Here is a 14,730-nt window from a genome sequence, read left to right as displayed (position 1 = left end):
AGATGGACGACGATAACACTCTCGACCTTTTCAACGAGCCGCCGTCGGACGGCGACGTGCTGACGCTCGGCAACTACGCGGAGCGCGCGTACCTCGAGTATGCGGTCAGCGTGGTCAAGGGCCGCGCGCTGCCGGACGTTTGCGACGGCCAGAAGCCGGTGCAGCGCCGCATCCTGTTCGCGATGAACGAGATGGGCCTCGGCGACAACGCGAAGCCGGTCAAATCGGCGCGCGTGGTCGGCGACGTGCTCGGTAAGTATCACCCGCACGGCGACCAGTCCGCGTACGACGCACTCGTGCGTCTCGCGCAGGACTTCTCGATGCGCTATCCGCTGATCGACGGCCAGGGCAACTTCGGCTCGCGCGATGGCGATGGCGCGGCGGCGATGCGATACACGGAAGCGCGTCTGACGCCGATCGCGAAGCTGCTGCTCAGTGAGATCGACCAGGGCACGGTCGACTTCATGCCGAACTACGACGGCTCGTTCGACGAGCCGAAGGTGCTGCCGGCGCGTCTGCCGTTCGTGCTGCTCAATGGCGCATCGGGCATCGCGGTCGGTCTCGCGACGGAAATTCCGTCGCACAACCTGCGCGAAGTCGCAAGCGCCGCGGTCGCGCTGATCCGCCATCCGAAGCTTTCGCACGCGGAGCTGATGCAGCATGTACCGGGTCCGGACTTCCCGGGCGGCGGCCAGATCATTTCGAGCGAGGCGGAAATCGCCGCCGCGTACGAAACCGGCCGCGGCAGCCTGAAGGTGCGCGCGCGCTGGAAGATCGAAGACCTCGCACGCGGCCAGTGGCAGCTCGTGATCACCGAACTGCCGCCGAACACGGCCGCGCAGAAGGTGCTCGAGGAAATCGAAGAACAGACCAACCCGAAGATCAAGCTCGGCAAAAAGGCGCTGACGCCCGAGCAGTTGCAGACCAAACAGACGCTGCTCGCGCTCGTCGACGCGGTGCGCGACGAATCGGGCAAGGACGCGCCGGTGCGTCTCGTGTTCGAGCCGAAGTCGAGCCGCATCGATCAGACCGAGTTCGTCAACACGCTGCTCGCGCATACGAGCCTCGAATCGAACGCGCCGCTGAACATGGTGATGGTGGGTGGCGACGGCCGGCCGCGTCAGAAGGGCTTGAGCGAAATCCTGCACGAGTGGATCGCGTTCCGTTTCGCGACGGTCACGCGCCGCACGCGGCATCGTCTGTCGAAGGTCGACGACCGCATCCATATTCTCGAAGGCCGGATGATCGTCTTCCTGAATATCGACGAAGTGATCCGCATCATTCGCGAATCGGATGAGCCGAAGGTCGCGCTGATGGCCGCGTTCGGACTCACGGACCGCCAGGCCGAAGACATCCTCGAAATCCGGCTGCGTCAGTTGGCCCGTCTCGAGAAGATCAAGATCGAGAAGGAGCTGGCCGAGCTGCGCGACGAGAAGGCCAAGCTCGAGGAACTGCTCGGCAGCGAACCGGCGATGAAGCGCCAGCTGATCAAGGAAATCGAAGCCGACGCGAAGCAGTACGGCGACGAGCGCCGTACGCTGATCCAGCAGGAAAAGCGCGCTACGTTCGAAGCGCGCGTGGTCGACGAACCGGTCACGGTGGTGGTGTCGCAGAAGGGCTGGGTGCGCGCGTTGAAGGGCCACGGGCTCGACGTCGCGGGCTTCAGCTTCAAGGCTGGCGACGGCCTCTACGCGGCGTTCCAGTGCCGCACGCCCGACATGCTGATCGCGTGGGGCAGCAACGGGCGCGTTTATTCGGTCGCGGTGGCGCAACTGCCGGGCGGGCGTGGTGACGGCGTGCCGGTCACGTCGTTGATCGAACTCGAATCGGGCAGCCATCTGATGCACTACTACGCGGCGTCGGCGGACCAGGCGCTGCTGCTCGCGTCGAGCAACGGCTTCGGCTTTATCGCGAAGGTCGGCGACATGGTGAGCCGCGTGAAGGCAGGCAAGTCGTTCATGACGATCGACGCCGGCGCCGCGCCGCTCGCGCCGATGCCGATGCTGCCGGGTGCGGTGCAGGTCGCGTGTCTGTCGTCGGGCGGGCGTCTGCTCGTGTTCGGCCTCGACGAGATGAAGACGCTGTCGGGCGGCGGCCGTGGCGTCACGCTCATGGCGCTCGACGACAAGGAGACGCTCGTGCAGGCGCTCGCAATCGACAAGGCGGGTGTGATGCTGATCGGCACACGCCGCGGCGGCCGCGTCGACGAGGAGAAGCTGGCGGGTGCCGAGCTTGCGGCGCATGTCGGCAAACGCGCGCGCAAGGGTCGCGCGCCTGACAGCAAGCTGAAGCTCGACGGCATGCGTCCGGTGCTGCCGGCTTAGTAGAGTCGATTTAACCAAGTTTGACGCTGGAAAGCCACGGGCGCCTGCTAGCATGCGGGGCGCTCGCGGTCCGGTCACAACAAGTCCGTCGCGCAAAGGGTGTGGAAGCAAACGGGGTGCGGCGGCGGCGCGGCCCGATGAAGGTGCCGCGATTACAACCACAAAATACGCTGCAATCGACGTCGATACCCGGAACTGCCTGTATCACGTATGGTCGAACGCGCTCAGTTGCTGCTGAGCGGGATTAAGTGTCCAAAACGGTGTGGCGTCGTCGGGAGAGGAAAACTACATGAACAAGGCTATCGAAGTCGCGCTTTTTCTGCATCTGCTCGGGGTGGCGGTGTGGGTTGGCGGTATGGTGTTCGCGCATTTCTGCCTGCGCCCGGCGCTCGGCGATCTGTCGCCGCAACTGCGCCTGCCGCTGTGGGAGTCGGTGTTCGGCCGCTTCTTCAACTGGGTCGGGGTGTCGGTGCTCGTGATCCTGATCAGCGGCGGCTTCCTGCTGATGCAGTTCGGTGGCGGTCATGCCACCTGGCCATTGCATGCGATGGCCGGCCTCGGCATCGTGATGATGCTGATCTTCGGGCATATCCGCTTCGCCGTGTATCCGCGCATTCGCCGCGCGGTGCAGGCGCAGAAGTGGCCCGATGGCGCGCGGGCGGTCGGTACGGTCCGCCGTCTCGTGCTGATCAATCTCGTGCTGGGCGTCGTGACGATCGGCGTCGCGGTGCTGTCGCGCGGATTCTGATCCGCCTATCGCCAACGGCGCGACAGGCTTCGTGCGGACCGCGACGCGTCACGTCGTGACGCCGTACGCGAGCCACAAACCGCACGCCACCGCCACCATTCCATACACGGCGTACACCGGCACCTTCAGCTTCGCGAAGCACATTGCGGAGAACGTCGCGGTCAACAGATAGATCGGTTCCAGCGGTACATGCGCGGCAATGCGCAGTACCGCGACCGCGAGAAACGCGGTCGTGACCGCGCGCAGAATCCTCATGCCGTGCTCGAAGCGCGGGTTCACCTTCAACAGATGCAGATGCCGCTGCGCGAGCACGACGAGGCAGCCAGACGGCACGAATAGCGCGAGCGTCGCGATCAGCGCGCCGAGCCAGCCATCGACGAGATAGCCGAAGAACGGCACCACGTTCAGCAAGGGTCCCGGAGACAACGGCGACAGCGTAAACGCGAGCGTGAAGTCGTTATCGGATACGCCGATCGCCGGCGTGACGAACAGCGTCTTCAGCACCGGCAACGCCGAGAAGCCGCCGCCGAACAGCGTCATGCCGGCGCCGGCGAGACGCGGCCACAGCAGCGCGAGGTCATAGCGATGCGGCAGCGGCAGCGCAAACAGCACGAGCAGGACGCCGAGCGCGGCCAGCAGCCGATAGTCGCCGCGCCGAAGCGACACGGCCAGCCGCGAGTCGTGCTCCGGGCTCGCGAACCAGCCGATGCCGAATGCTGCTCCCAGCATCACCACATACGCCGCGGCGCTATGCGCATAGAGCAGCGCGATGCTGCCGAGCAGCGCCGCCGTCCATTCGAGCTTGCCGCGCACCAGCGCACGCGTCTGCTTGTACCAGGTGAGCGCGATCAATGTCGCAAGCACGACGCTGAAGTGATGTAGCAGCGTCTGCGACGCGATCGTATGCACGACGGGCGTGCGATAGAAGATCGCGAACAGCGTCATCAGTGTGAAGAAGGGCAGCACGCTCGCCACACCGGCGACCCATGCGCCCGCGCGTCCGCGCAGCGCGTGTCCGAGCTGCACGGCGACGTTGCAGCCGACGGGTCCCGGCACCATCCACGCGAGCGCGATCAGATCCGAGAACGCCACGCGCGAGAGTCGCCCCTCGCGTTCCACGTAGTGATGCTCGAGCTGCGCCATCAACGCGAGGCCGCCCCACGACAGCGCCGACAAGCCGCACACGACCCGGAACAGCGTCCATAGCGGTTCCCGTCGCCCGCGGCGGGCAGCCTCCTCACTCGTGATGGTCGGCATCGGCGCTGCGGGGGCCCGCGGTGCGGGCGCCCGTCCTTTAATTGCTGGTGCTGGATACGCTGCTTGCGCTGTCGGCCAGGTGCGCGACGCGGCGGCCGCTGGTGTTGTTCATGCCGCATACCCCGAAGCGCTCGAGCAGCGCCGGAATCGCCTCTGCCGGCACCGGACGCGAGAACAGGAAGCCCTGCGCCTCGATATGGCCGAGCGCGGCCAGCCACGCAATCTGCTCTTCGGTCTCCGTGCCTTCGACGACCACCGTGAGTCCGAGCGAGCGCGCGAGGTTGACGATCGCGGTGACCATCACGCAGACGCTGCGGTCGCCCGGAATCGCCTGGACGAACGAGCGGTCCACCTTCAGCGTATCGACGGCGAAGCGGTTCAGATAGGACAGCGATGAATAGCCGGTGCCGAAATCGTCGAGCGCGATGCGTACGCCGAGACGCTTCAGCGCGAAGATTTTTTCGGAAACGACTTCCGGAAATTCCATCATCGTCGTTTCGGTGATTTCGAGTTCGAGGCGGCGCGCGGAGATGCCGGTTTCCTCGATCGCGCGCGAAATTGTTTCGAACAGGTCGCCACGCCAGAACTGCACCGCCGAAATGTTCACAGCGAGCGACAGCGTGTCGTAGCCCTGCTGCTGCCACTGCGCGAGCTGACGGCATGCGGTCTCGATCACGAAGTCGCCGATCGGCACGATCAGCCCAGTGGACTCGGCCACGGGGATGAACTCGTTGGCCGGGATCAGCCCGTGCTGCGGGTGGTTCCAACGCACGAGCGCTTCGAAGCCGGTGATGCAGCGACGCGCCAGATCGATCTTCGGCTGATAGGCGAGGAACAGTTGCCCTTCGGCCAGCGCGACGCGCAGCTGCTGTTCCCACTTCATCAAATGATCCGCGCGATGCGACAGATGCGGCGAATAGAACTGGTAGCAGTTCTTGCCGGCGTCCTTCGCGCTGTACATCGCGAGGTCGGCTTTCTTCAGCAGGTCGATCTCGCTTTCGTTGGCGACCGAGTACAGCGCGATGCCGATGCTCGCATGCAGCACGAACGAACTGCCGCGCACCTCGAACGGCTTCGAGAACGCTTCCGCGGCGGCTTCGGCGAGCGCGACCGCGCGCTTCTCGACATCGTCGCCCTTGATCACGACGACGAACTCGTCGCCGCCGATGCGGGAGAGCGTGCCTTCGTCGCCGACCGCGGTCGCGAGGCGCGAGGCCGTCATCTGCAGCACGATGTCGCCGGCGTTGTGACCGAGCGTGTCGTTGACGGTCTTGAAGTTGTCGAGGTCGATGAAAAGAATCGCGAGGCGGCCGAGATTGAACGGCTGCGCGACGTCGTGGCGCAGCGCCTGCAGCGTCGCGTAGCGATTGCGCAGGCCCGTCAACAGGTCGTATTCGACGAGATGCGTCATCTCGCGCTCGCGGCCGAGCAGCTTGCCGATCAGGCCGGTCGCTACGCCGAAGAAGCTGAGCATCGCGAGCGAGATGAAGCCTGCCATCAACAGATAGACGTTGCGCGTGTGGTTGTAGTCGGCGAATTCTTCGCCCTGCGAAAGACCGACGAGCACGCCGAGCGGATAGCCGTCGATGTGCCGGTACGACACGATACGCGTGACGTTGTCGATCGAATCGACGTAGGTGCCCGACACGTGCTCCGAAGTCGGATACGTGCCGCTCGCGGTGAACGTGCTGCTGGCTTTGTTGGCGTTGCCGGTGCGGCGCGCGAGCACGGTGCCGTTGTCGGAGATCACCGCGATCACGCCTTCGCGGCCGATCGCCGCGTTGTTGTAGAAGTCCGACGTGAAGTAGCTCGGGTCTTCGGAGACCACGACGACGCCCGCGAACGAGCCGTCAGGATGATTCAGGCGCCGCGTCATCTGCAGCGTCCAGTGACCCGAGATGCGGCCGAGCACTGGTTTGCTGATGTATAGCTGGTCGTCGTTCTCGTGCTCGTGGACCTTGAAGTGCTCGCGGTCGGACAGGTCGATGTGAGCGGGATTCAGTTCGGCCGTGTTGGCGATCAGTCTGCCGTGCTCGTCGATCAGCGACACCTGCACGAGCGTTTCGCTTTGCACGACGCCTTTTTCGACCGTGCTCGCGAGATCGAAATGATTCGGCGTCTTTTCGAACTCGTACTTGACGAAGCGCGTGATCTGATCGACCTGGTGAATCGCCTTAATGGTGTGCTGCTCGAGCGCCGAGGAAAGAATGGCGGAAGACGCCATCGCTTCGCGGTACGTCGCGTCTTTCTCGACCGATAGCCGCGCGAAGATCACGGTCCACAGCAGGATCAATACGAGTACGCCGAGTGCTGGAATAACGAGCAACGCGCGCCGGCGCGTGATCATCGGATCGCGTCGCGGCCTGGCTTCGCGCGGGTCGGAGAAGCGGGACTGAGTCATCGCGCGGCCCTTGGCTGGGGGTGGGTCGCTTGCAAACGCACGGGCATCGACTGCGCGAAATAAATGGATGGCTGCATGGTGACCAAGGTGCCAAAGCTGCTGCGCAGGAGGAGAGGGCGTGGCGCCGCGCCTGACCGTCCACAGGTCATCGGATTCGACCGCTATATACCGTTCGATATTACTGAATGCGACTCGATTAAGGAAGGGTCCGCGCATGGGGTATACGCGGGCGCGGCGAGCACCTCGGTCCGGCCGCTCATGAGCCCTGCATGGCCGGTTTCTGGCAAGGGTTTTGCCGTCCAGTCGCGATGAATTCGGACAACCAGGTATGGCGACGTCATAGTGATGCGGCTTTTTGTGGTGTGAAGCGGCGAGATGCGGCGTGTCGCGGTGCCTCGCGCGCGAGGCCGCGGTCCGCTTACGCGAGCCGGCACGTGCCGTCGATGATCGTTACCGCAGGCCCGCCGATCCAGATCTTGCCGCGTGCATCGTCATAGTGGACCGACACGTCGCCCGCGCGCCCGAGCGCGGTGCCCTGGCGCGCCGTGTAGCGCGTGCCGGGACGACGTTGCTGCAGACTCAGCAGACCCGCGAGCGCGGCGTTGGCGCTGCCCGTCACCGGGTCTTCGCCGGTGCCGAAGCCGCCGCCCGCCATCAGGCAACGGACTTCGAACGTTGCCGGGCCGTCAGCGTCGTGCGGACCGTATACGGCGACGCCGTGCGTGTCGACCGAATGCACGAGCTCGGCTAGCGCCGCCGCATCGGGTTCGAGCGCGAGGCAGTCGCGGGCCGAATCGACCCGCACGACGAGCCACGGCGCGCCGTTATCCACCGCGCATGGCGGCGCGGTAAAGTCGATCGCCTGACTACGTAAAGCCGTAGACAGCGCCTCGTAACGATGCTCGGCGAGCGGCGTCACGCGCGCGGGTGGCGCGGCGAACGCCCATGCGCCGTGCGTAGCGTCGGCGCCATCGAGCGCTTCGAGTTCGACGAGACCCACGCCGCATTGCTGGATCAGCTTGCCAGCCTGCTTCGGCTGGTAGCCGCTTTCGCGTAAAGCATGCGCGGTGCCAAGCGTCGGATGACCGGCGAACGGCAACTCGCCGCCGGGCGTGAAGATGCGCACGCGATAGTCGGCGGCGGCATCGGTCGGCTTCAGCAGAAAGGTGGTTTCGGACAGATTGGTCCAGCAGGCGATGGCCTGCATCTGCGCGGTATCGAGCGCGTCGGCATCGAACACGACGGCAAGCGGATTGCCCTTGAACGGTGTCGACGTGAACACGTCGACCTGTTTGAAACGAACGGTGTGAGCGGACATCGACAGGCCCCGGCGCAATGGACGTTGAGGGAATTCGCGGATTCTATCCGGCTGCGCGGCGACGATCCACCGTCGCCATAAAACAAAAACGCGCCGCCGGTGCGTGACACCAGACAGCGCGTTCGCCTCGCGATGCCGCGTGAATTATTTGCGAATCTCACGCGGCATCGCCTGCATCGTCATATCGCTTCGATGCTTATTCGACCTCGGCGATCAGTTCGATCTCGACGCACGCGCCGAGCGGAATCTGCGCGACGCCGAATGCCGAGCGCGCGTGTTTGCCGCGCTCGCCGAACACGTCGGCGATCAGCTCGGACGCGCCGTTGGTGACCACATGCTGCTCGGTGAACTCGAGCGTCGAGTTCACGAGGCTCATCAGCTTGACGATGCGCGTGACGCGGTTCAGGTCGCCGACGTGCGCATGCAAGGTGGCGAGCAGATCGATTGCGATCGAGCGCGCGGCGGCCTTGCCTTCGTCGGTGCCGAGCGTCGCGCCGAGCTTGCCGACCCAGACCTTGCCGTCCTTCTTCGCGATGTGACCCGACAGGTACACCGTGTTGCCGCTTTGCGCGCTCATCACATAGGCCGCTGCCGGCGCACCCGCTGCCGGCAGTTCGATGCCGAGTTCCTTGAGCTTGTCGTACACATTCGATTGAGCCATGTCGTGTCCTCGTTACGGTGAGATTGCATGAATGCAGGCGGGGCGAAGTCCGCACGCAACGCGCGTGCAAACTTCGCCCCGGTGGCAGTGCGGCTAACGCCGTTTTAAATTTTCGCGCGCACGAGTGCGCCGAGACGCGCCACGCCTTCGTCGATTTTAGCGGGCGGCACGGTGACGAACGACAGACGCAGCGTATTGTGCTGCGCCTCGCTCGCGAAAAACGGAGCGCCCGGCACGAATGCGACGTTTTGCGCGACCGCTTCTTCGAGCAGCTTCATCGTGTCGATGCCCGCCGGCAGCTTGACCCAGATGAACATGCCGCCTTCCGGACGGTTCCAGCTGACGCCTTCGGGCATATAGCGTTCCAGCGCGGTGAGCATCGCGTCGCACTGGTTGCGATACAGCTCGCGGATCGTCGGCACGTGCGTGTCGAGGAAGCCGTCCTTGACCACTTCGTGCACGATGCGCTGCGTGAAGCTCGGCGTGTGCAGGTCGGTGGCCTGCTTGGCCTGCACGAGTTTGAAGATCAGTTCCTCGGGCGCGATGATGAAGCCGACGCGCAGACCCGGCGCGAGCACCTTCGAGAACGAGCCCAGATAGACGATGTGATCGGGCGCCATCGACAGCATGGTCGGCAGCGGTTCGCCCGCGTAGTCGAGCGCGCCGTAGGGGTCGTCCTCGATCACCGGGAACGGCGAGCTTTTCGCGAACTCGGCGAGCGCGCGGCGGCGTTCGACCGGCAGACGACGGCCGGTCGGATTCTGGAAATTCGGCTGTGTGTACAAGAGACGCGCGCCTGTGATCAGTTCCGGCGTCAGGCCTTCCGGGATCAGGCCCTGTTCGTCGGTCGGAACCTGCACGTAGTGCGGCTCGTACATCGAGAACGATTGCAGTGCGCCAAGGTAGGTCGGCGTTTCGACCAGCACCGGGCTATCCGCGCAAACCAGCACCTTGCCGAGCAGGTCGAGTGCCTGTTGCGAGCCGGTCGTGATCAGCACCTGCGACGGGCGGATCTGCGCGCCGTTGATCGAGTAGCGTTGCGCGACCCATTCGCGCAGCGGCAGATAGCCTTCGGTCGCGCTGTACTGCAGCGCAGCGGCGGGCGAGTCGCGCAGGATGCGGTCGGATGCCTCGCGCATGCGCTCGGCCGGGAAGGTGGCCGGCGAGGGCAGGCCGCCGGCGAAGGAGATGACTTCGGGCCGTTCCGTGACCTTCAGGATTTCGCGAATCGCGGAGCTGGTGAGCTTGCGCGCGCGTTCGGACAATTGCCACGTCGGGGCTTTCAGGTCGCTTTGGTCCATGATCTCCTCTGCTGGTATTTCTGGAACCGGTCAAAACTTCAATTATCGCGCGACTCGGCAAGCATTGCCGCCGGGAGCGCCCCGGGGTTGCCCCGGGGTTGCCCCGCGGTTGCACAATCGCGCGCTGCTTATCCGAGGGTTCGTGGACCCTCGGGTGTTTCAAATTCGGCGACGAGCGCCGCGGCGCCGTCGGTCGGCTGGACGTCGAGCAGGTGCGCGGCGCCGAGCCAGCGCAGTTGCTCGCCAATCGGCTCCGGCCGCGGATGCACGGCTTTCAGCGCTTTCAGCGCGAGGTTCCTCGGTGCCAGCGACTGCGACGGATGCCGCGTCGAGTCCCACTGGATCAGCGACGGCAGCACGCCGTCGCCAGCGCCTTGCCAGGCGGGGAACGAGCCGTCGTCGGGCACCGTCAGGCCCCACGTGAAATCGCCGCGCGTCATCGGCACGACCGGCGCGATGCGCTGCGGATACTGCGCCTGCCACGTCGCGAGACGCTTCGGCCGCTCGACGCGCGCGACCCAATGCGACAGATACGGCCCGTTTTCGAGTCGCGCCTGCGTCGCCGGGTCGTCGAGCGCGAACAGGCGCGGGCGCGGCGCGGTGCCACCGGTTGTGTCGGCCGCGGCGCGCGGATCGATCGCGATCACTTCCAGGTAGACGCCGCCCCACAGGCCGAGCAGGCGATTGTGGGTCCGCATCAGCGGATGCGCGCCGCCGCCGGCCGGGGCGACGCCGAGGATATCGGCGACGTACTGGACGCCTTCATCCAGCGTGCGCGCGGAGACGACGAGGTGATCTAGACTGATGAGCGATGGGGCTGTCAGGGCTGTCATGGCGGATCGACGGAAAACGCTGTTCTGCGCAAGGGCCCGTTGCGCGCCACGCGTGTAGGCTACGCTGCCGGGGCCGTAAGCATAACCGTTTGCCGGATCGGCGGGCCATGCGAATGGTTTCGTATGCCCTGACCACCCTTCGCTGGATTCAAATGTAACGGCCGCGACCTGCACAGTAACGGTACAATCGACTCGATACTGTTCGGTACAGTTGGAGCCCGTCATGTCCGTCCCGCTTGCCCAGATTCCCGCCCCGCACGATACCGCGTCGCTGACGCTGGTCGAACAGCTCGTCCAGTGGGCGCGGCGCCGCATCGAGGAGCGCGTGTTCCGCCCCGGCATGCGCATGCCGTCTATCCGCAAGCTCGCGCTCGACAAGGGCGTGTCGCGCTTCACGGTGGTCGAAGCGTACGAGCGGCTCGTCGCGCAGGGTTTCCTGGAGTCGCGGCGCGGCTCCGGCTTCTATGTACGCGAGCGCCAGGGCGGCGCAGCCACGGTCTCAGAACTGCACCCGCGCGCCGAGACGCTGGCCGCGCCGGCCAATATCGACGTCGTCTGGCTGCTGCGCAACATGCTGCATACGGGCGCGCGGCCCGAGCGCAGTCCGGGGCTCGGCTATCTGCCGGCCCGCTGGCTCGACGGCGACCTGATCACCAACGCGCTGCGCACGCTCGGCCGGCAAAGCGGCATGCAGATGCTAGGCATCGGCACCGCGCAAGGTTTCCTGCCGCTGCGCCAGCAGTTGCAGACGCGGCTCGAGGAGCTGGAGATCGGCGCGTCGCCCGAGCAGATCGTGATGGTGTCCGGCATCACGCAGGCGATCGACCTGATTTCGCGCATCTACGTGAGGCCGGGCGACGCGGTGATCGTCGGCGATCCGGCGTGGTTCCAGATGTTCGGCTGCTTCGCGTCGCAGGGCGCCCGATTGGTCGGTATGCCGTACACCCCGGACGGTCCCGATCTCGACGCGCTCGAAGCGCTGGTTCAGGAATGGCGCCCCAAAATGCTGGTGATCAACTCGGTGCTGCAAAACCCGACCGGCACCTCGCTGACCGCCGCGCAGGCGTTCCGCATCCTGCGGCTTGCCGAGGCGTACGACTTCATCGTCGTCGAGGACGATATCTACGGCGACCTGTGCCCGCCCGGCTACCCGGGCACGCGGCTCGCGAGCCTCGATCAGTTGAAGCGCGTGATCTACCTCGGCAGCTTTTCGAAGACGCTCGCGCCGAATCTGCGCGTCGGTTTCATCGCGTGCGCGCCGGAAGTCGCTATGGTGGTCAGCAATCAGAAGATGCTGGTCGGCATGACGAGCCCCGAACTCAACGAGCGCGTGATCTACAAGATCCTGACCGAGGGCCACTACCGGCGGCACGTCGAGCGGATTCGCGCGCGGCTCGACGGCGTGCGCGAGAAGGCCGTGCGGATGATCGAGAAGGCCGGCATGAAGCTGTTCCTGACGCCGACGGCAGGCATGTTCCTGTGGGCCGACACCGGCGTCGATGCGGGCGCGCTCGCCGCGGCCGGTCACGAAGCTGGCTTCCTGCTCACGCCGGGCGGCCTGTTTTCGCCGCAGCAGTCGCCGAGCACGTGGATGCGCTTCAATATCGCCAATTGCGGCGATCCCGAGCTGCCGGCGTTTCTGAGCCGTTATCTCGACGGCGTCGCGCGCCGCGCCTCTTGAAACCGCGCCGGATCGTCCCCAATTGCGCGGACGATCCGGCGGTCCGGCGCTCCGGCCCGGCTGGCCTTGACAGGTTGCGCCGCCGCCCATCCCCCCATTCGCAACAGAGAGGAAGTCCGACCATGGCACAAGAAACCATGAGCTTTCAGGCAGAAGTGAAACAACTTCTGCAACTGATGATCCATTCGCTGTACAGCAACAAGGAAATCTTTCTGCGCGAGCTGATCTCGAACGCGTCCGACGCGGCCGACAAGCTGCGCTTCGAGGCGATCGAAAACAGCGCGCTGTACGAAAACGATCCGAATCTGCGGATTCGCGTGTCGTACGACAAGGCCGCGCGCACCGTCACGGTCGACGACAACGGCATCGGCATGAGCCGCGACGAAACGATCGCCCACCTCGGCACGATCGCGCGTTCGGGCACCAAGGAATTCTTCGGCAAGCTGTCGGGCGACCAGCAGAAGGACGCGGCGCTGATCGGCCAGTTCGGCGTGGGCTTCTACTCGGGCTTCATCGTCGCCGACAAGATCACCGTCGAGACGCGCCGCGGCGGCTTGCCGGCCGCCGAAGGCGTGCGCTGGGTCAGCGCGGGCGAGGGCGATTTCGCGGTGGAGACCATCGAGCGCGCCGCGCGCGGCACGACCATCACGCTGCATCTGCGTGCCGATGAGGACGAACTGCTGTCGTCGTATCGGCTGAAGTCGATCATTCAGAAGTACTCGGACCATGTCGCGCTGCCGATCCTGATGCAGAAGGAAGAGTGGGACGCGGAAAAGAGCGAGATGGTCACGAAGGACGAGGACGAGACCGTCAACCAGGCGAGCGCGCTGTGGACCCGTTCGAAGAACGACATCACCGAAGATCAATACAAGCAGTTCTACCAGCATATCTCGCACGATCATCAGGACCCGCTGACGTGGACGCATAACCGCGTCGAAGGCCGCAGCGAATACACCCAACTGCTGTACGTGCCGGCGCACGCGCCGTTCGATCTGTGGAACCGCGAGCAGCGCGGCGGGCTGAAGCTGTACGTGAAGCGCGTGTTCATCATGGACGACGCCGAGCAATTGCTGCCCACCTACCTGCGTTTCGTGAAGGGTGTGGTCGATTCGGCCGATCTGCCGCTCAACGTGTCGCGCGAAATCCTGCAGGAAAGCCGCGACGTGAAGGCGATCCGCGAAGGCGTGACGAAGCGCGCGCTGTCGATGCTCGAAGAACTGGCGAATTCGGACGAAGCCGCCGACAAGGAAAAGTATGCCAGCTTCTGGAAGGAATTCGGCCAGGTGCTGAAGGAAGGCATCGGCGAGGACTTCGCCAATCGCGAGCGCATCGCGAAGCTCCTGCGCTTTGCGACGACGCATACGGGCACGGCCGAGCAGACCGTGTCGCTGGCCGACTACGTCGCTCGCATGAAGCCCGAGCAGACGAAGATTTACTACGTGACCGCCGACACCTGGCAAGCCGCGTCGAACAGCCCGCATCTCGAAGTGTTCCGCAAGAAGGGCGTCGAAGTGCTGCTGCTGACCGATCGCGTCGATGAATGGATGCTGTCGTTCCTCAACGAATTCGACGGCAAGCCGCTGCAAAGCGTCGCGCGCGGCGATCTCGATCTCGGCGCACTGAACGACGAGGAAAAGCAGGCGCAGGAGAAGATCGGCGAAGAGTTCAAGCCGCTCGTCGAGAAGATGAAGGAAGCGCTGAAGGACAAGGCGAAGGACGTGCGTCTGACCTTCCGCCTGACCGACTCGCCGTCGTGCCTCGTTGCCGACGACGGCGAAATGAGCGGCTACCTGCAGCGCATGCTGAAGGCCGCGGGCCAGCAGGCGCCGGAGTTCCATCCGATTCTCGAAGTGAATCCGGAGCACGCGCTCGTCAAGGGTCTGCATGCCGATAGCGCGAATTTCGACGACTGGTGCCATCTGCTGTTCGATCAGGCATTGCTCGCCGAAGGCGGCGCGCTGGAAGATCCGGCGAGCTTCGTGAAGCGGACCAATGCGTTGCTGCTGTCGCGCGCGGGTTGAGTTTCAGTGAAGGCGAACCGGGAGCGTTGATGGCGTTCTTATTGGATTGACGCTCTGTGGTGGTTCGGCAATGCGCTGCTTCGGCAGCGCATTTTTTTTTGCCCGTCGGTTCGCGCCGGCTTCTTGCTTGGAGCGGCGCGCGATCAGCGCAAGCGTCGCTGCGAAAAAATGCCGTCGGAGCGCGC

10 protein-coding genes are annotated in these 14,730 nt (G+C 65.0%); 4 read left to right on the top strand and 6 right to left on the bottom strand.

Annotation, left to right across the window (positions count from 1 at the left end; genetic code table 11):
- Positions 1-2 precede the first annotated feature (2 nt).
- Together parC and G5S42_RS25090 are read left to right on the top strand one after the other, a co-directional pair.
- Positions 3-2,324, top strand: coding sequence for a DNA topoisomerase IV subunit A (gene parC / locus G5S42_RS25095; RefSeq protein WP_176109224.1), 2,322 nt, complete (start codon positions 3-5; stop codon positions 2,322-2,324).
- Between the two features lie 289 nt (positions 2,325-2,613).
- The gene (locus G5S42_RS25090) at positions 2,614-3,072 is read left to right on the top strand and encodes a CopD family protein (protein WP_013088820.1); all 459 of its coding nucleotides are present in this window, start codon (positions 2,614-2,616) and stop codon (positions 3,070-3,072) included.
- A gap of 48 nt (positions 3,073-3,120) precedes the next feature.
- On the opposite strand, the gene G5S42_RS25085 is transcribed toward G5S42_RS25090, so the two are convergent.
- From G5S42_RS25085 to G5S42_RS25060, 6 genes are all read right to left on the bottom strand, one after another.
- Positions 3,121-4,329 (bottom strand): chromate transporter, encoded by a 1,209-nt coding sequence (locus tag G5S42_RS25085; protein ID WP_176109223.1) that lies wholly within the window; start codon positions 4,327-4,329, stop codon positions 3,121-3,123.
- A 37-nt stretch (positions 4,330-4,366) separates the two neighbouring features.
- Complete coding sequence (locus tag G5S42_RS25080; protein WP_176109222.1) at positions 4,367-6,730, bottom strand: bifunctional diguanylate cyclase/phosphodiesterase; 2,364 nt, start codon at positions 6,728-6,730, stop codon at positions 4,367-4,369.
- Positions 6,731-7,148: 418 nt separating this feature from the next.
- On the bottom strand, positions 7,149-8,048 hold the full coding sequence (locus tag G5S42_RS25075) for a PhzF family protein (RefSeq protein ID WP_176109221.1): 900 nt from the start codon (positions 8,046-8,048) through the stop codon (positions 7,149-7,151).
- Between the two features lie 196 nt (positions 8,049-8,244).
- On the bottom strand, positions 8,245-8,709 hold the full coding sequence (locus G5S42_RS25070; protein ID WP_013088824.1) for a RidA family protein: 465 nt from the start codon (positions 8,707-8,709) through the stop codon (positions 8,245-8,247).
- A gap of 104 nt (positions 8,710-8,813) precedes the next feature.
- Positions 8,814-10,010: an aminotransferase-like domain-containing protein gene (locus tag G5S42_RS25065; protein WP_176109220.1), complete on the bottom strand. Its 1,197-nt coding sequence runs from the start codon at positions 10,008-10,010 to the stop codon at positions 8,814-8,816.
- Between the two features lie 128 nt (positions 10,011-10,138).
- Entirely contained in the window at positions 10,139-10,843 is a 705-nt protein-coding gene (locus G5S42_RS25060) for a VOC family protein (protein WP_376776887.1), read from the bottom strand.
- Between the two features lie 223 nt (positions 10,844-11,066).
- Here G5S42_RS25060 and G5S42_RS25055 point away from each other — a divergent pair, with 223 nt between their 5' ends.
- Both G5S42_RS25055 and htpG read left to right on the top strand, forming a co-directional pair.
- Positions 11,067-12,524, top strand: coding sequence for an aminotransferase-like domain-containing protein (locus tag G5S42_RS25055; RefSeq protein WP_176109219.1), 1,458 nt, complete (start codon positions 11,067-11,069; stop codon positions 12,522-12,524).
- Positions 12,525-12,646: 122 nt separating this feature from the next.
- Entirely contained in the window at positions 12,647-14,545 is a 1,899-nt protein-coding gene (htpG, locus tag G5S42_RS25050) for a molecular chaperone HtpG (protein ID WP_176109218.1), read from the top strand.
- Positions 14,546-14,730: the final 185 nt, after the last annotated feature.

This window comes from Paraburkholderia youngii (assembly GCF_013366925.1).
Lineage (GTDB): Bacteria > Pseudomonadota > Gammaproteobacteria > Burkholderiales > Burkholderiaceae > Paraburkholderia > Paraburkholderia youngii.
Note: the sequence above shows the minus strand (reverse complement) of the source record. Positions and strands in the feature narration are given on the sequence as shown.